Here is a 17827-nt window from a genome sequence, read left to right as displayed (position 1 = left end):
AATATATACCATTATTAGATTATTTTGCGTATCTTTGCCACCAATATGAGGAATATTTTGAAGTTAGACAGCCCCAACGACTATGCTCGTTTTGTGGATGCACCGGTGTTGCACCCATTAATTAGCATCATCCATTATGACGAGCTGGCACCCTTTCGTCACAGCTTGAACAACTATGGTGTGTATGGGTTGTTCATCCAACGACAGTTCCCCTTCAATCTCTCATACGGCATGCGGAAATTGCAGGTGAGCGATGGTTCTATCATTGCAGTGGAACCAGGACAAATAGGCGGACTGGAGGACAATGGTGAGCGCATCTCGTTAAGTGGTTGGGTGCTGCTATGGTCGCCTGAGCTGTTGCACGGCAGCGAATTGGAGCGTCAGATTGATCACTATCAGTTCTTCTCGTATTTCTTCGATGGCTCGCTGCGCATGGATCCAGACGAGTGGCTTTGCATCACGCAGTTGGTGGCTCAGATGCGACAAGAGTTGCAGGCGCATGAGGATTCCCCTTCACTCCGAAGTGTGCTGTTGGCTTATTTGCACCTGATACTGGAATACTGCAATCGTATCTATTTGCGCCAGTTATCGGAAGAGAATAGGGGAGAGACCGACCTGCTAAAGCGTTTCCATAGCTTACTGCATACCTATTTTCGCGAGAACCGACAATTGTCGCAAGGCTTGCCCACTGTAGCCTGGTGTGCCTCCCAACTGGCTTATTCTCCCCGATACTTTGGTGACATTGTCCACAAGGCCACGGGCGGCACTGCTATCGGTTATATACATAATTATGTCATCAATCAGGCGAAAAGTCTTTTGATGCAAGGGCATAACGTCAGCGAGACCTCCCGCCTGTTGGGTTTCGACTTTCCCCATCATTTCACCCGCCTCTTCAAGCGCATCACGGGTCTCAGTCCGAGCCAGTTCGTTGGGAAATAATCATCTGTCGTTATTATTGCGACATTTCTCAATGTGGCTGTTCTCATCAATATGTTTGCTTCCAAAATAAAGTATGTTTTCTCACAAATACAAATATATAAGTGTAAATTTACTTTTTTGCGATTTATTTTGTAAATTTGCACACTGAAATTTATGTGATATTGATGAAAGAACTCCCTCATCCTCTTGTAGCAGCTATTCCACTAGTGGTCCTGATAGGTCTGCTGGCTGTGGTTATTGCGCTGTTTGGCAGTGATTCGCTGAGCGGTGGCAGTCAGGTGTCTCTATTGGCAGCTATGGCTGTGTGCGTGTTTATCTCGATGGTATTCTACAAGGAGCCATGGAAATCGTTTGAGCAGCAGATAGAGAAAACCGTGGGCGGCGTGGCTATTATGATACTGATACTGCTGGCAGTAGGTATGCTGGCAGGAGCGTGGATGATAAGTGGCGTGGTGCCCACGCTGATATATTATGGCGTGCAGATGTTGTCGCCCCAGTTTTTCCTGCTTTGTGCCTGCGTAATCTGTGCGCTGGTGTCGCTGCTCTCAGGCAGTTCGTGGACCACGATAGCCACGATAGGTGTGGCATTGCTGGGTATCAGTCATGCGCTGGGCGTTAGCGAGGCCATTGCTGCAGGCGCCATCATCTCTGGTGCCTATTTCGGTGATAAGATGTCGCCCCTGAGTGATACCACCATCCTGGCATCCTCGTCGGCTGGTGTGGATATCTTTAAGCACATACGCTATATGATGCTGACCACGATGCCTGTCTTTATGTTGACACTCCTGATATTTACGGCATTAGGACTGGGCTTTGATGCTGACGACAGTATTCATGTGCATCAATATACAGAGGGACTGGGAGGTAAGTTTAATATCTCGCTGTGGACGCTTCTGGTACCTGTGTTTACCGGCGTGCTGATTGTGAAGCGCGTGCCCTCGCTCATCGTGCTGTTCCTCTCGGCCCTGATGGCCGGAGTGATGGCCATCATCCTGCAGCCGCATATCCTGAAGGAGATAGCTGGCGATGCAGAGCTGGGCAGTGTGGCAGCCCTGACAAAAGGCCTGGTGATGACATTCTATGGTCCTACAAATATTGAGATGGGCTCGGCAGAACTCAACGAGCTGGTATCTACGGGTGGCATGGCTGGTATGCTGAATACCATCTGGCTGATTGTCTGTGCCATGTGTTTCGGAGCCGTGATGGTGGCCAGCGGTATGATTGAGAGCATCACAAGAGTGGTAATCAGTTGGGTGAAGAGCAGGGTAGGGCTGGTGGCCTCTACAGCCAGCACAGGCCTCTTCCTGAACGCAGCCACAGGCGACCAGTTTATCAGTATTGTGCTGACGGTGAATATGTTTAAGAACGTATATGAGAAGCAGGGCTACGAACCACGGCTGGTGAGCCGTACGGCAGAAGACTCGGCCACGGTGACCAGTGTGCTGGTGCCTTGGAATACCTGCGGACTGACGCAGAGCACGGTGCTGGGTGTGGCTACCATCGCCTATCTGCCTTATTGCTTCTTTAATATCCTGAGTCCCATGATGACTATTCTTGTGGCTGCATTGGGATGGAAGATCAAGAGAAAGGTAAAAGAGTGAAAAGGTTAAAAAGTAAAAAGGTTAAAGAGTAAAAAGTAAAAATTGATAATATGAAAAACGTACTGATTTTAGCTGCCTTGTGTGTCGCCATGACGACGCAGGCACAAACGAAAGATGGAGGCATCAGCAAGAAGATGCTCTCTGAGATTGAAAACGAGAATGCGCTGCAGCCTGCTGATCGTGCATTGGTAAACGCTATTGCCGCGAATGCCATTGACGACTTGTCGCAGAACCGCAAGAACGCAGGCGCGCTGGATACGCATTTCAGCATAGAGACGAAGAAGCAGAGCATCACAGATCAGAAATCGTCTGGCCGCTGCTGGATGTTCAGTGGACTGAACGTGCTGCGCTCTGACTTCAACCTGCGTACCGACTCGCTCAATGTGACGTTCTCACAGGCTTATCTCTTCTTCTATGACCAGTTGGAGAAGGCCAACCTGATGCTGCAGGGCTGTATTGATACGGCTAAGAAGCCTATTGACGACCAGCGTGTGCAGTTCTTCTTCCATTATCCTATCAATGATGGTGGCACATTCTGTGGCGTGGCCGACCTGACAGAGAAATACGGGCTGGTGCCTACGGAGGTGATGCCTGAGTCATATTCAAGTGACAATACCTCAAAGGCTCGTGCCCTGATTGCCAGCAAACTGCGTGAGTTCGGTCTGCAGTTGCGTGATATGGTGCAGAAAGACAAGAAGGCATCTGCTATCGAGAAGGCAAAGACACGCATGCTCAGTCAGATCTACCACATGTTGCAGTACACCATTGGTGAGCCACCCATGAAGTTTACCTACGCCTTTAAGAACAGCAAGGGACAGACTGTAGGCGAGCCTAAAGAATATACCCCACAGTCTTTTTATAAAGAGGTGGTAGGCAAATCGCTCAACGGTACTTTTATCATGGTAATGAATGACCCTCGTCGTGAGTACTACAAGACCTACGAAGTGGAGTATGACCGCCACACGTATGACGGACACAACTGGAAATACGTCAATTTGCCAATGGATGATATAGAGGAGATGGCCATCAATACTCTGAAAGCTGGTCATAAGCTCTATTCTTCTTATGACGTAGGTAAGATGCTGGACCGCAAGCGTGGTTATGCCGATACGGAAAACTTTGACTACGGGGCATTGTTTAATACCTCGTTTGGTATGAACAAGGCAGAACGTATATCTACGTTCGACAGTGGTTCTACCCATGCGATGACACTGACGGCTGTTGACCTTGACAGTAAAGGTAAGGCTACAAAATGGAAGGTGGAGAACTCATGGGGTGCCTCTTGGGGACAACAGGGCTGCCTGATTATGACAGACCGCTGGTTCCGTGAGTATATGTTCCGCCTAGTGGTGCCCAATGAATATGTACCTGCTAAGGTGAAGAAGGCATACGAGACAGCTCCTGTGATGGTGATGCCCGAAGACCCGCTCTTCCAAATGGATGAATAATCAAGAAAACTTGTGCTAATGATGAAACAAGTAAAACCGAAAAAGAATCTTGGTCAGCACTTCCTGACCGACCTGTCTATAGCTAAGCGCATTGCTGATACTGTAGATGCCTGTCCCGATATACCTGTGCTGGAGGTAGGACCGGGTATGGGCGTGATGACACAGTATATCGTAGAGAAACCCCGTCCGTTCAAGGTGGTAGAGATAGACCGTGAGTCGGTGGAGTATCTAAACGAGCATTTTCCTAAGTTGCGTGAGAATATCCTGGGTGAGGACTTTCTGCGGATGGACCTGCGTCAGGTGTTTGATGGGCAACAGTTTGTGCTCACAGGTAATTATCCGTATGATATCTCCTCACAGATATTCTTCAAAATGCTGGATAATCGCGACTTGATTCCTTGTTGTACTGGCATGATACAGCGTGAGGTGGCCCTGCGTATGGCCTCACAGCCAGGTAATAAACAGTATGGCATATTGTCCGTATTGATTCAGGCATGGTATGATGTGGAGTATCTGTTCACGGTAGAACCAGGTGTGTTTAATCCGCCTCCTAAGGTGCAGAGTGCTGTAATACGCATGACGCGTAATAAGGTACAGAAACTAGGATGCAACGAGGACCTGTTTAAACGTATTGTGAAGACCACGTTTAATCAGCGCCGTAAGATGTTGCGTGTCAGCTTGAAGCAGATGCTACCTGCTGATTCTCCGTTTTTTAATGAATATGCTACGGCATTAACCAAGCGTCCAGAGCAACTATCAATTTCAGAGTTTGTGGAATTGACGAATTGGTTGGAAAATTACCTGTGTGCGAACACAAACGCTTGATTTTAATCAATAATACGTTATTTTTCTTGCAAAAGGCGACGGAATTTGATACAAGTTATCGGATTTCGTCGTACCTTTGCATCGTCAAAAGGAAACAATGACAAAAGAGATCTTCAATAGTATTTAGTTTGATTAGGTAGAAAGTTTTAGAAAATCCCCTTGTGAAAGGCGAGCATAGAGTTAGTAAAAAGCATAGAAAGTTAGTAAAAGAGAATCAATAGGTTAGTTAGTTATAAGGTTAGATTGTTTTTAAGGAAAGTAGGTATTAGTAAGGTAATAGAGATTGCATTAAGGGTAACAAAAGTAGAAAAGGTTTTTAGTTATTAATATCGAATGAAATGCAGGCCAGAGGTTAGAGAACCACGACCTGCATTTTCGTTGTATATACCTGTAATGTTTATTTCTTGATTCTTGTAGCCCTGATGATACGTATATCGTCAACAGGACGGTTATAGTCGTCGGTAAACACCTTTTGGATTTTCTCTACGACATCCAGTCCCTCGGTGACTTCACCAAATACGGTATATTGTCCGTCGAGATGGGGCGAACCGCCGCGCTTCTTGTAAGTCCAGTACATCTCAGAACTGAATCTGGTCTGTCCCTTGGTATTTTCGAGCACCTTCTCCTGGATGGCTTCCAGTTCCTTGGTGGAATAGGTCTTACCCCATACGATATAGAACTGGCAGGCGCTGGAGCGTCTCTGCGGGTTTCTGGCATCGCCCTCGCGAGCCATTGCCAGGGTTCCTCTGGCATGATAGTGTGTAGGCGTCTTGATTTCTGCAGGCAGCGTATAGCCCAGATCGCCTCCGCCCAGTATCTCTCCTGATTCTGCATGCTTACTCTTTGGGTCGCCCGCCTGTATCATGAAATTCCTGATGACACGGTGAAAGAGCAGGGAGTCATAAAATTGTTCATCCACAAGTTTCAGGAAGTTGTCACGATGCAGCGGTGTGTCATCATACAGCATAACACGGATGTTGCCCTCTGTTGTCTCAAGCAGCACCTCATTGGTCTGAGCTACTGCAGGCAATGCAAGTACTGATAGTAGTAGACTGCCTATAATACTTTTTATATTCATATATGTAATCAATTAGTCGTTTTTAATTTTAGTTTATTGTTCCAATTCCCTGTGAAGAGGCGCGTCAGGAAGATGATTCCCCTGAAGGTTAGTTCTATAGCCATTGCTAGCCAGACGCCCATCAGTCCGTAATCCTTTGACAGATACCAGGCCAGCGTCAGACGTACGCCCCACATCGAGGCCAGACTCATAAAGGCTGGTTTTAGTGTGTCGCCGGCACCCACGAAGACGCCGTTGCATACGATAGCGGCAGCAAACATCGGTTCGGCCCATGCCTCGATGCGCAGTACATCGGTACCCAGTGTAATAACGTCGTCTACAGGCGACATGATTGTCATCAGCTCTGGTGCGAAGGTCCACATCAGGATACCCATGAAGGTCATCACGACGATGCCCATGCCCACAGACATCAGTGCCAGACTTCTGGTCAGCACCTTCTGACCGGCACCTATTCCTTGTCCTACAAGTGTGGTGGCTGCTTCCGCTATACCAAAGCCTGGCATATAACAGAGACTCTCAACGGTGATGGCAAGCGAGTGGGAGGCTATGGCGATAGTGCCCAGCGGGGCTACTATCAGCGTGCTTACTATCTGTGCACCGCCCATCAGCAGGTGTTGCAGTCCCATAGGTGCCCCAATCTTAAAGGCTGTGCCAACGGTATCGCTCTTTGGACGGAACGAGCCTGGGAAACCTTTCAGACGGAGCATATCGCTCTTTACCAGCAGGAAATACAACATCAGGATGGCTGTGACGAGTTCGGCAAGTCCTGTGCCCATGGCAGCGCCCATCACGCCGAGGTCGAGGATATAGATAAAGAAATAGTTGAAGATAACGTCCATCACACACATACCAATGTTGAGGATAGAGGGTATCTTCATATTACCTGAGCACTTCAGCATAGAGCCTGCCAGTCCTTCCATCTGGAAGAAGATGCCTGCCAGTCCGATGATGGCAAAATAGAGTGAGGCATCACGTGCTATCTCTGCACTGCCGCCAAGCCAGTAGGGCAGGAAGGGACTGATGCCTATGCAGATGCCACTCATCACGAAACTGAATATCAGGCAGCATACCAAGGCCTGACGCAACACACGACGTGCCGCCTCAAAGTCGTTGGCACCAATGAAATGGGCCACCTGTACAGAGAATCCCATCGAGGCTGCAGAGGCCAGTCCGCCCATCAGCCATCCGGTGGTCTCAACCAGTCCGATGGAAGCAGAAGCCTTTGCACCCAGATGTCCCACCATGGATGCGTCGATGAAGAACATCACCGTGGCGGATATCTGTGCAAGGATAGAGGGAATAGAAAGTTGCACGATGAGCCGCAACTTCTCCTGTTGCGTCATCGTGCGACCTTCACGTATGTATGATAATAAGTCTTTACTTTTCACCCGTGATATTATCAACTGCATCGCGAGCCTGATCATTCAGGTTGACGTTGCGGGTAGTCTTAGCCTCGATAGTGCCAGCACGCATGATGTCGGCCATATCAACGCCAGTGGCACTCTTCAGCACGTCGAAGGCCTGCTTGATGGCTACGGGCACGTTGCCGCTCATGGCAGAGATACCCTGGCCGTCACCACTGTAGATATTGACATCCTTGATGGCTGAGATAGGCTTAGCCACATTCTCTACAACCTGAGGCAGTACCTCAATCATCATCTGAACGACAGCTGCATTGTTATACTTCTTGTAAGCCTCAGCCTTCTTGTCCATAGCAAGCGCTTCGGCCTCACCTTTCTTCTGGATAGCATAAGCCTCGGCCTCACCCTTGGCCTTGATACCGGCAGCCTCCTGTTCCAGACGGTAACGGGTAGCATCAGACTCGGCATTCTGGGCAAGTGCACGCTGTTCGGCCTCATACTTCTGAGCCTCGGCCACACGCTTGCGCTGTTCCAGTTCTGCGGCAGCATCACGCTCAACCTTATACTTATCGGCATCAGCCTTCTTCTCAATCTCAGCAGACAGTTCGTTCTGCTTAATCTCAATACGCTCCTTTGACAGGATCTGCTCACGCTTGGTCTTCTCAATCTCAGCCTCAACGGTCTTCACGTTGATGGTCTTCTGCTGTTCCTGCTGCTGGATAGCGTATGCAGCATCGGCATCGGCCTGAGCGGTGTCGGCCTGCTGTTTCAGGGCAGCACGCTTCAAGGCGAGATCGTTGTTCTTGATAGCAATAGCGGTATCGGCATCCACGCGTGCATCATTAGATTCCTTGTCGGCCTTAGACACCTCAATCTTCACGTCGCGCTCAGCGATAGCACGGTTGATAGCGGCATCTTTCTTGATCTTGGCAGTGTTGTCGGCACCCAGGTCCTTGATAAGGCCTTCGCGGTCGGTCACGTTCTGGATGTTACATGAGATGATATCGATACCCAGTTTTGCCATATCGGGCGATGCTTTAGCCATCACCTGGTCAGAGAAACCGTCACGATCGGTATTCAGCGAACGCAGGTCGAGCGTACCGATAATCTCACGCATGTTACCCTGCAGAGAGTCCTGCAACTGCATGGCAATCTCGTCGGGCGTCATGTTCAGGAAGTTCTTGGCTGCCAGACGGGTTCCCTCGCTATCGGGTGTGACACGAATCTTGGCCACGGCATCAACGTCAACATTGATGAAATCATTGGTAGGTACACTCTCTTCTGTCTTAATATCGACAGTAATCTGTCCCAGGTAGACGCGGTCCAGACGCTCGAGGAACGGAATACGGAATCCGCCCTTACCAATGAGCACGCGAGGCTGCTTGGAAAGACCTGAAATGATGAAGGCGAATGAGGGTGGTGCCTTCACATAGGATACGAAAACGAAGATGGCGAGGAAAAAGATTCCAGCGCCAATAAGAGCATACATGAGTGTTGGTTCCATAATTGAATAATTTTAGAGTTCATAGATAAATTGTGTAAGCAAATGTACTACATTTCGGATGATTGGCAAAAAAAATTCGCTATATTTAACTAAAACGCTTGTCAATATGCCAGAAAAGGGTTACCTTTGCAATGTGGTGATGACATTTAACACAGAACAACAACAAGTCATAGAGGCTACGGGGGGCTGTCATCTGGTGCTCGCCCCTCCAGGTTGCGGTAAGACGGCTGTGCTTGCCGAGCGTATCGTATGGGCTCATGAACATGGGGAGGAATTTGCCGATATGGCTTGTCTGACCTTTACTAATCGTGCCTCACGAGGCATGAAGGAACGTATCTATGAGCGTATGGGTAACGTGAAAGGGCTGGATGCGCTCTTTGTGGGTAATGTGCATCGCTTCTGCTCGCGCTTTCTGTTTGAGAACGGTATTGTGCCAGAGCATACGGCTGTGATAGATAATGACACGTCGTTTAGTATCATGGCTGATTTCCTGGGTGAGGATGAACTGAAAGTGCTGGGTGACAACAAGGACAGACAGCGCTATTCTCAGATACTGAACCTGCAACACCTGATGTATCAGTGTGAGCATCGTTATCCGTCGAAACTGATGGTACATCGTGATGCCATGCAGCCATCGGCTTTGAAGGAATTGTGTATCGCTTTCCGTCTGCCATATACACAGGACTCGTCTATCACGCTATATCATCAAGCCAGTCTGTTCCTGGATGAGCATGCGTTGCTCAGTAAGGAGGCCGCAGCCCTCTTGTTGAGCCTGAATGCGGCCCGTCAGTATGAATTATACAAGCTGCAAAACGATCTGATGGATTTTGAGGACCTGCTCCTGAAAACCTACGATATGCTGGTGCAGTATGATGCGACAGAATCGCATCATGCAGAACAATTGGAAGCGCATCCCATCAAGAAACTGAAATGGCTTCAGATAGACGAGGTTCAGGATCTGAATCCGCTTCAACTGGCAATTATTGATGGTTTTACTGATACTGAAGCAACTGTAGTGTATCTAGGTGATACTCAGCAGGCTATATTCTCTTTTATGGGTGCACAGACGGACACGCTGACGTTGTTGAAAGAGCGCTGCGGCGAGGGACATTTCCATAATTTCTTCGTCAACTACCGTTCACCCCAGTATCTGCTGGATGTCTTTAATCAGTATGGTGAACAGCAACTGGGTATAGCTCATGACCTGTTGCCATCAACGCAAAACAAGACGGAGAAGCAGGTAGGCGATCTGCAGATTCTTGAGGCTGATACGAATGTGGATGAGGCTAACATCGTGGCGCATGAGGTACGTCGTATCTACGAACAGTATCCTGACGACACGGTGGCGGTAATCGTGGCTTTCAATAGTGATGCCGATGACGTGAGTGGTGCGTTGCAGACCTTGCCACATTTCAAGATATCTGGTATCGACTGTTTCTCTACGCCAGAGGTGCGTCTGCTGTTGGCTCATCTCAGTGTGGTGTCGATGGAACAGAATTTCATAGCCTGGTCGCATCTGTTTACCGGGCTTCATGTCTATACTTCCAATAGTGCCTCAAGGCAGTTTGTGCGTCAGGTGATGGAGCTGGCCTTGTCGCCTGTTGATTTCCTGGATTATGAGGGTTCTACCTATCTGAGTGAGTTTGTCAAGGTCTATGAGAAACAGGATGTGGTGGTGTTTGATACAGAGACCACAGGCCTGAATGTCTTTGAGGATGACGTGGTGCAGATAGCTGCCGTGAAGGTCAGACAGGGTAGGGTAATAGAGGAGTTGAATATCTTCATTGAGACAGAACGTACGATTCCTGAGATGCTGGGCGAGGTGGTGAACCCGCTGGTAGAGGAGTATGCGGCACAACCGCATCTGTCGCATCAGGAGGCCTTACAACGATTTGTGGATTTCTCCCGTGGCTGTGCTATCCTGGGACATAATGCTACTTACGACTATCAGATTATGGAGCATAACATGCAGCGATATGCACCAGACTTGTCGATGTACCGGCTTTGGCCTTCTTATTTTGATAGTCTGAAGATGGCACGCCTGCTGCGTCCGCGCCTGAAGAGTTATAAGTTAAAGGACTTATTGGTACAGCTGGGGCTTGAGGGACATAACTCGCACCTGGCTAATGATGATATACTGGCTACGAATAGTCTGATGATTTATTGCTACGATCGTGCCAGGAGTATCGTCGGACGTCAGCAGGAGTTTATCAGGCGTCACCAGAAAACCATAGACCGCTTCCGTCATCTCTATGCCGACCTCTATCAGCATTCGCGTAGCAGGCTCTATGTGCAGAGTGGTATTACACCACTCTCGGCTGAACTGCAATATACGTTTGACTATCTGCGTGACATTGGCCGTATAGGTTATATGCCAAAGCTGCCATATATAATAAGGTATATAGAACAGGAACTGATTTCATCTGCCAGTGGACTGTCGTTGGTTGACCAGCTTCACCGGCATATCCAGGACCTGACCACCATGAAGGAGGCCGACCTCTGTGGGGCTTCCAGTATGACGGACCGTGTTTTTGTGAGTACGGTACATAAGGCAAAGGGACTGGAGTTTGATCATGTCATCGTCTATGATGCGGTGGAAGGAAAATATCCCAGCGTCTATGCCGATACAGAGAGTGGCGGACAGGAAGAGGCACGCAAATTCTATGTGGCTATCTCACGCGCCCGCAAACGGCTGACCATCAGCTTTTGTCATAACAGCATCACGCGCTGGGGACGCATTTATCCCAAACAATTAACCCGTTATATGGCTTCTATCCGCCAATTCTTTGCCTGATGTAACAAAATCAGAAGGATAAGACACATAATCCAAAAGTCTTGTCGCATATTATTGCTACCTTTGCAGTCGGAATAAAAACCTTTAACGAGTTTTATGAAGAAGATCTTTTTATTAGCTGTGGCTTTCGCAGCCACAATGGGTATCAATGCCCAGAATCCCTATTTGCCATTGTGGGAACATGTGCCCGATGGTGAACCCCGTGTGTTTGAAGATCCCGATCAGCCGGGAAAGTTTCGTGCTTACATCATTGGTTCGCACGATGTGAACTATTCAGCCTACTGCGGTCCTGATATCCGTATGTGGTCAGCACCTGTAGAAGACCTCAGTCAGTGGCGCGATGAAGGTCCAATCTTCTCGTGGTTTGTAGATGGTCAGTGGGACACGATGTATGCGCCTGACTTGGTGGAGGTAAAGGACAGAACAACTGGTAAGAAGACTTACTACCTCTATCCTCACTCTCGTGGCTGGCGTCGCACGCCAATGGTGTGTAAGGGTGACCGCCCCAATGGTCCCTTTAAGCCCATCAACCTCACTGAGGATGGTCGCCAGTGTCTGCCTGGTTCACTGATTGATTTCGACCCCTCAGTATTCATTGAGAATATCACGGATAAGAAAGATAAGGATTATAACATCGGTTTCCGTGCTTACGTGTTCTATGGTTTCCAGCACTCTACTGCTGTAGAACTTGACCAGAACACGATGTATTCTAAGCGTCCCGGAACGGAACCCATAGATCCGTTTATTCCTGCTGTAAGCGCCGACGGTCGTTTGTTGGATAAGGCTGGCAGTGAGTATAAGGCGCTTTATAAGGGTCAGGATCCTAAGGACTTCAACTTCTTTGAGGCTTCTTCTATCCGTCAGGTGGGTAATAAGTATGTGATGGTGTTCTCTGGTTACTCTGGCAAGGAGTACGGACTGGGCAACACAAACTCGGCTCTGCGCTATGCCTATGGTGACTCTCCTCTGGGACCCTGGCGTTCTGGTGGTGTGTTGGTTGACTCACGTGGTGTTGTCCTGAATGAGGATGGTTCAAAGTTGATAACGACGAATGCAGGTCATAACACGCACGGCTCGTTGCAGGAAATCAATGGTCAGTGGTATGTGTTCTATCATCGTCCCCCACGTGGCTTTGGTAATGCTCGTCAGGCAATGGTAGCTCCTGTGAAGATTACATGGGATAAGAAGCCAGTGGCTAAGGGTGGTAAGGTGACGATTACTGGTTATGACCCCTACACAAAGAACAATGTGTGGACAGCAAAGGCTACCGACGGCAATGAATATACAGGTGCTGAGGTGACCAGCGAGGGCTTCCAGATCTTCGGTTTGCCTCCTTATAACTACTACAGCGCTGGTTATGCTGCCTTTATGTATGGCCCCAACGCCAACAACTGGATGCAGGACAACCATGATGTATGGAATAACTCAATGGATCTGGCAGGCATTCAGAATGGCGGTATCGTAGGCTTTAAGTATTTCGGCTTCGGTGGACTGGCTCAGGATACCAAGGGCTGTAAGGCTTTCGAGGGAACTAAGGCTGGTGACAAGACTACACTTGGTCTCAATCTGACACCCAGTGGCAAGGGCGCCTTCAAGATTCGCGTTAAGTTGGATGATCCCTGGAAGGGTCAGGAGATTGCTGTCGTTGACGTGCCCGCTAATGCAGACCGTAAGGAGACAATGTTTTATGCTGCCGTTCCTGCTGTAGAGGGTCTTAGCGGCAAGCATGCTATCTACCTCGTGGCTGATGGTCCAGAGGTACAGCAGCCCCAGCAGCCTCAGGGACGTCCTGGCTTTGGTCGTGGTCCCCAGCAGCCTCAGCGCCCTCAGGGCTTGTTCGACCTCCACGGAATCAGTTTCTCTAAAGGTGCAGAACATACGGCTCCTGTTGTTCCTCAGCTCACTATTACTGCTGATGGCCAGAAGTTGAATATCCCCACCACACCTATCCGCTTCAACAATCAGAATGGCTATGCCGACCAGATTCGCTATCAGGTCTATGGTCCTCTGAAGGCTAATACCAAGCTGGAGGCTAAGGCTGACGTGCCAGGCGTGAAGTGCGAGATTAGTCCTATCGTTGAAGGTCGTGCTACAGTGAAGGCTACCTACAACGGTCAGACCAAGATATTCCTGATTAACTAAGGGAATGCTATCATAAAAAATAAGAGGTGAGATTGAAACGTCTCACCTCTTATTTTTTTTATTTCTTTGGTTGTTTATTGAACTTATAGGCAACGGAAAGCATCAGATAGCGGGGAATGCAGTTGTTCCAAGTCTCTGTGCGACCCTGTGCATTGACGCTGTATTGCTTGTTGGAAAGCTGGTGCAGCAGGTCGAAGGCCGTGAACTTCAATGTGAGTTTCTCGTTGAACAGTGAGCGTGCCAGTTCGGCATTCCACACCAAGTCGTCGGTGTTCATCATCTCACTCTGATAGCCCCTGCGACTATACATGCGGATGTCGGTAGCGATGTTCAGTTCTACCCAGGGAATGGTGTAGCGCAGCAGTCCACCGTAGTTATAGTCGAAGGCCGAGATATTCTCGAAGTTGGCACGATGGCTGGTTGAACGGCGCCAGTCTATCTCGCCGCTGATACCAATGGTGAGCTTGTCCTTTTGGTATTCTACACCCAGGTGTTCGTTGAGCGTCCAGTTGTGTACGGTGCTCTTCAGGAAGTCATATTCCTCAAAGGGCTTATAGGATTCATAGACCACATCGAAATCTACAGAATGGAGATAATCGACGCTGAAACGCTGTTGCAGGGTGATTCGTTTGGCACTGTCGAGTGGTTGCTCATAGCTCGTGCCGAGGTTCCAGTTCCAGTTGCCGTTGATATTGTCCTGCATATAGGTATAGACACCTGTCGCGGTATCGTAGATGGTGCGTGTACCAATAGAGTGCTGAGTCAGCGAGGCATTACTCCACACACGGATGAAACGGCGGATGGAGTCATTGTTGAACTGAAAACCGATATTCACGTTATGTGTCAGCGTAGGTTTCAGGTCAGGGTTGTTGATGGTGGTGACCAGTGGGTTGGTTGTATCATCGACGGGCATCAGGTCTGCCAAGGATGGTCTGCTCATGTTCATGCTATAGCCTAAGCTGTTCAGACCATTCTTCTTGCCCCAGCGCGACCAGCTGATGCTAGGCGCTATTTCCACGTAACTGCGACGAGCAATGGTGTCGAGCCCGGCAAAGTCGTTATAATAAAGTCGCTCGTGTGGATTCTTGATGGGGAGTGAGAATGAGAAATACTCATTGTCGCTGGAGTGCATGACCTCTAATGTGGTACTGGCGGTACGAGTAAGCAGTTGTTGCTCGTCGCAGTTGTTAAGGTCTATCACACTCTTCAGTTCTTCATGCGTGGAAGGTAGCCATTCCGTCTGTAGTTTGTCCTCCGCCAAGCGGTCCAGGCGATAACGCAGGTTATTGCTATTGTCTAACGACTGCGTATAACTGGCATTGGCGCCAATAAACCACCTGTTGAGTAGCTGGAGATAATAGCCGAATTCTGCCTCATAGCTATAATTGTCACTATGTGTGTCGGCATAGTTATGGCGCAGGTCCGTATCACTTGTCTGTGTGAAGAGTGTGCGGTTCATCGTCCAGCTGTCGCTTGGTTTCTGGCGCGTATAGCTGCCAGTCAGTCCGCCCATCAGATAATCGCCCCAGGCGAATTTATGATGTAAGCCGATTGTACCACTTAGGTTCAGCGTGCGGTAACGTGTCAATCCGTCGTTGAAGGATTGGTTGATGAGGCTCTCGCGGTAGGTGGAGTCCTGACTGCCGTTAGTGCGATGCCCATTGGTATAGGTGACATTGAGTGTACCCCACAATGTGACAGGCTTCTTTATTTGGAAGTAGTCAAAGGCCTGAAAACGGAAATCTTTCTGGCGGCTCCATGACTCAGAGCCTCCAAGGATATTTCCGCCTGTGGCAAAGCGCTCGCTGGAAGTACGGCTCATATTATCGGCATCATCCCATGCGAAGACGGCATCGAGGTTGGTCTCCCAGTTTTTGTCAGCATCTTCGGTCTCAATATGCAGGCCCGTCTGTTTCATAGACCTTAGTCCCTGCGGCGTATTACTGGGTGTCCATTCGCCTTCAGCTCCAGGCCTGTGGGTTTCATTCACGTTGTTGGCATTAGCAAAGACGCTTACACGTGAGTGGTCATCATAGTAGAGGCCGAACAGGCGTCCCATGTAACGTTTGTCGGTACCGTACCCGCCTTCAATATTACCCATCAGACCACGATTGTATTCGCGCTTCAGCTGCACATCCATCACGTAGTCTTTCTTCTCGACATCATGGCCAATGAGTTCACTCTGTTTGGTACTCTTGTCAAAGACTTTCAGTTCCTTCACGGTGTAGTAGGGCAGGTTGTCGAGCATTACCTTGTTCTGTCCCTTAAAGAAGTCCTTACCGTTCAGCGTGAGATAGTCCACTTTCTTGCCGTTGATATAGATGTCTCCGTTGTCCTTGAGTTCGGCACCGGGCATCTGACGAATCAGTCCGTCGAGCATAGAACCTTCTGGCAGGTTAAAGGCGGAGGCATTATACACCAGCGTGTCACCACGATAGGCCAGTTTTACCTTGGTACCTGTTACGACGACTCCTCCGAGTCCGATTTCCTTATAGATATCATCGTCGCTGCGCTGCTTCTTCTTCATGAGGATGCGAGGCAGTTCAAACCATGAGTTGCGTGCAATATGGCGCAACTTATAGTTCATTGTGGTATCATTATATCCTTCGGCAGAGGCTTTGATGATATAGTCGGCATTCTTAGCAGGTACCTTAAACTGGTAATAAGAAGAAGTGCTCCATGTCCAACAGGTCATAGAGTCCACAAACGTAGAGTCTGAACGCATCAATGTGATGAGTGCTTTCACCTTGGCCTTGGTGAACGAGTCATAGACTTCGCCCGATAGTTCAATGGTGCGCTCTTTCTTTTTCCTAACCTGAGTGGTGTCGGCTTGTGCATAGCAAGCTAATGCCGATAGCCAAACTGCTATTCCAACTAGTATTGTCTTCATATTATAGTTTGCCTTGATCACCGAGATAGGAGTCTTTAAAACCAAGGAAATAAAGCACGCCATCGAGTCCGATGGTATTGATGCTCTGCTTGGCGTTGGCCACCACACGCGGTTTAGCGTGGAAGGCGATGCCCAGTCCGGCTTCGGATATCATAGGCAGGTCGTTGGCACCATCGCCCACGGCAATGGTTTGCGCCAGATTGACTTTCTCTACCTGTGCAATGAGCTTTAGGAGCTCGGCTTTGCGATGACCGTCAACAATCTCACCTACGTAGTTGCCAGTGAGCTTGCCGTTCTCGTCGACCTCCAACTCGTTGGCATAGACATAGTCAATACCGTATTTGCGCTGCAGGTGTTCGCCGAAATAGGTGAATCCACCACTGAGAATGGCTATCTTATAGCCGCAGCGCTTGAGGATGGTCATTAGACGGTCAACGCCCTCGGTGATGGGCAGATGTTCGGCAATATCTTGCATCACACTGACATCGAGACCCTTGAGCAATTTTACACGACGCGTAAAACTTTCCTTGAAATCAATCTCGCCACGCATAGCGCTCTCGGTAATGGCACGCACCTGTGCACCAACGCCAGCGCGCTCGGCCAACTCGTCGATACACTCGGTCTGGATAAGGGTGGAGTCCATATCGAAACAGATAAGGCGACGCATACGGCGGAACATATCATCACGCTGGAAGGAGAAGTCAATCTCCATCTCGGCCGACAGTTTGAGGAACTTGGACTGCATCTCGTGACGGTTGGCGGGTTCGCCGCGCAGTGAGAATTCGATGCAGGCACGGGTGTGCTTAGCTGGGTTCTTGATACTCTTACGACCAGTTAAACGGATGATGGAGTCAATATTCAGACCTTGATCGGCAATGACGCGTGTGGCAGCTTCAATCTGCTTGGCTTCCAACTGGCGTCCCATCACCATGAGGATATAGCGGTTCTTGCCTTGATGGCCCACCCAGTCCTCGTATTCTTCATCGGTGATAGGGGCAAAGCCGATGTTTACGCCCAGTTCGGTAGCCTTGAACAACAGTTCTTTCATCACCTGTCCCGAGTGCTCTTCTTCCATGCGAATAAGGATGCCCAGTGACAGGGTGGCGTGGATATCGGCCTGACCGATATCTAGAATCTGTGCGTCGTATTTTGCAAGTATGCCCATCACCGATGCGGTCAGTCCAGGACGATCCTGACCAGTGATGCGCACAAGTATTTGTTCTTCTTTCTTCTGTTCCATATGTT

At 49.1% G+C, this 17827-nt stretch carries 11 protein-coding genes; 6 read left to right on the top strand and 5 right to left on the bottom strand.

All coding sequences use genetic code 11. From position 1 onward, the window contains the following. Window positions 1-45: 45 nt before the first annotated feature. The 4 genes from L6466_RS08780 (at window position 46) to rsmA (ending at window position 4813) form a co-directional block, all read left to right on the top strand. On the top strand, window positions 46-939 hold the full coding sequence (locus L6466_RS08780) for a helix-turn-helix transcriptional regulator (protein ID WP_237803163.1): 894 nt from the start codon (window positions 46-48) through the stop codon (window positions 937-939). A 164-nt stretch (window positions 940-1103) separates the two neighbouring features. Then, complete coding sequence (locus L6466_RS08775) at window positions 1104-2540, top strand: Na+/H+ antiporter NhaC family protein (RefSeq protein ID WP_237803164.1); 1437 nt, start codon at window positions 1104-1106, stop codon at window positions 2538-2540. A gap of 50 nt (window positions 2541-2590) precedes the next feature. After that, on the top strand, window positions 2591-3988 hold the full coding sequence (locus L6466_RS08770; RefSeq protein WP_237803165.1) for a C1 family peptidase: 1398 nt from the start codon (window positions 2591-2593) through the stop codon (window positions 3986-3988). A gap of 21 nt (window positions 3989-4009) precedes the next feature. Continuing rightward, window positions 4010-4813 (top strand): 16S rRNA (adenine(1518)-N(6)/adenine(1519)-N(6))-dimethyltransferase RsmA, encoded by an 804-nt coding sequence (rsmA, locus tag L6466_RS08765; RefSeq protein ID WP_237803549.1) that lies wholly within the window; start codon window positions 4010-4012, stop codon window positions 4811-4813. Between the two features lie 397 nt (window positions 4814-5210). On the opposite strand, the gene L6466_RS08760 is transcribed toward rsmA, so the two are convergent. From L6466_RS08760 to L6466_RS08750, 3 genes are read right to left on the bottom strand one after another with little or no spacing between them, the layout of a single operon-like run. Continuing rightward, window positions 5211-5885, bottom strand: coding sequence for a peptidylprolyl isomerase (locus L6466_RS08760; RefSeq protein ID WP_237803550.1), 675 nt, complete (start codon window positions 5883-5885; stop codon window positions 5211-5213). Window positions 5886-5899: 14 nt separating this feature from the next. After that, complete coding sequence (locus L6466_RS08755; RefSeq protein WP_237803551.1) at window positions 5900-7291, bottom strand: MATE family efflux transporter; 1392 nt, start codon at window positions 7289-7291, stop codon at window positions 5900-5902. Then, window positions 7269-8741 (bottom strand): SPFH domain-containing protein, encoded by a 1473-nt coding sequence (locus L6466_RS08750; RefSeq protein WP_176757022.1) that lies wholly within the window; start codon window positions 8739-8741, stop codon window positions 7269-7271. The genes L6466_RS08755 and L6466_RS08750 overlap by 23 nt, the downstream gene beginning before the upstream one ends. Before the next feature lie 121 nt (window positions 8742-8862). On the opposite strand from L6466_RS08750, the gene L6466_RS08745 reads away from it, so the two are divergent. Together L6466_RS08745 and L6466_RS08740 are read left to right on the top strand one after the other, a co-directional pair. Continuing rightward, window positions 8863-11550: a 3'-5' exonuclease gene (locus L6466_RS08745; protein ID WP_237803166.1), complete on the top strand. Its 2688-nt coding sequence runs from the start codon at window positions 8863-8865 to the stop codon at window positions 11548-11550. Between the two features lie 96 nt (window positions 11551-11646). After that, window positions 11647-13692, top strand: coding sequence for a hypothetical protein (locus L6466_RS08740; RefSeq protein WP_091854414.1), 2046 nt, complete (start codon window positions 11647-11649; stop codon window positions 13690-13692). 58 nt (window positions 13693-13750) lie between these two features. Here L6466_RS08740 and L6466_RS08735 read toward each other — a convergent pair whose 3' ends face one another. Together L6466_RS08735 and serB are read right to left on the bottom strand one after the other, a co-directional pair. Then, a complete protein-coding gene (locus L6466_RS08735; protein ID WP_237803167.1) occupies window positions 13751-16582 on the bottom strand; it encodes an outer membrane beta-barrel protein in 2832 nt (943 codons plus the stop codon). 1 nt (window position 16583) lies between these two features. Continuing rightward, window positions 16584-17822 carry a phosphoserine phosphatase SerB gene (gene serB / locus L6466_RS08730; protein WP_237796067.1) on the bottom strand — a complete coding sequence of 413 codons (1239 nt, stop codon included), beginning with the start codon at window positions 17820-17822 and terminating at the stop codon, window positions 16584-16586. Window positions 17823-17827 lie beyond the last annotated feature (5 nt).

The organism is Prevotella communis (assembly GCF_022024175.1).
GTDB classification, from domain to species: domain Bacteria; phylum Bacteroidota; class Bacteroidia; order Bacteroidales; family Bacteroidaceae; genus Prevotella; species Prevotella communis.
Note: the sequence above shows the minus strand (reverse complement) of the source record. Positions and strands in the feature narration are given on the sequence as shown.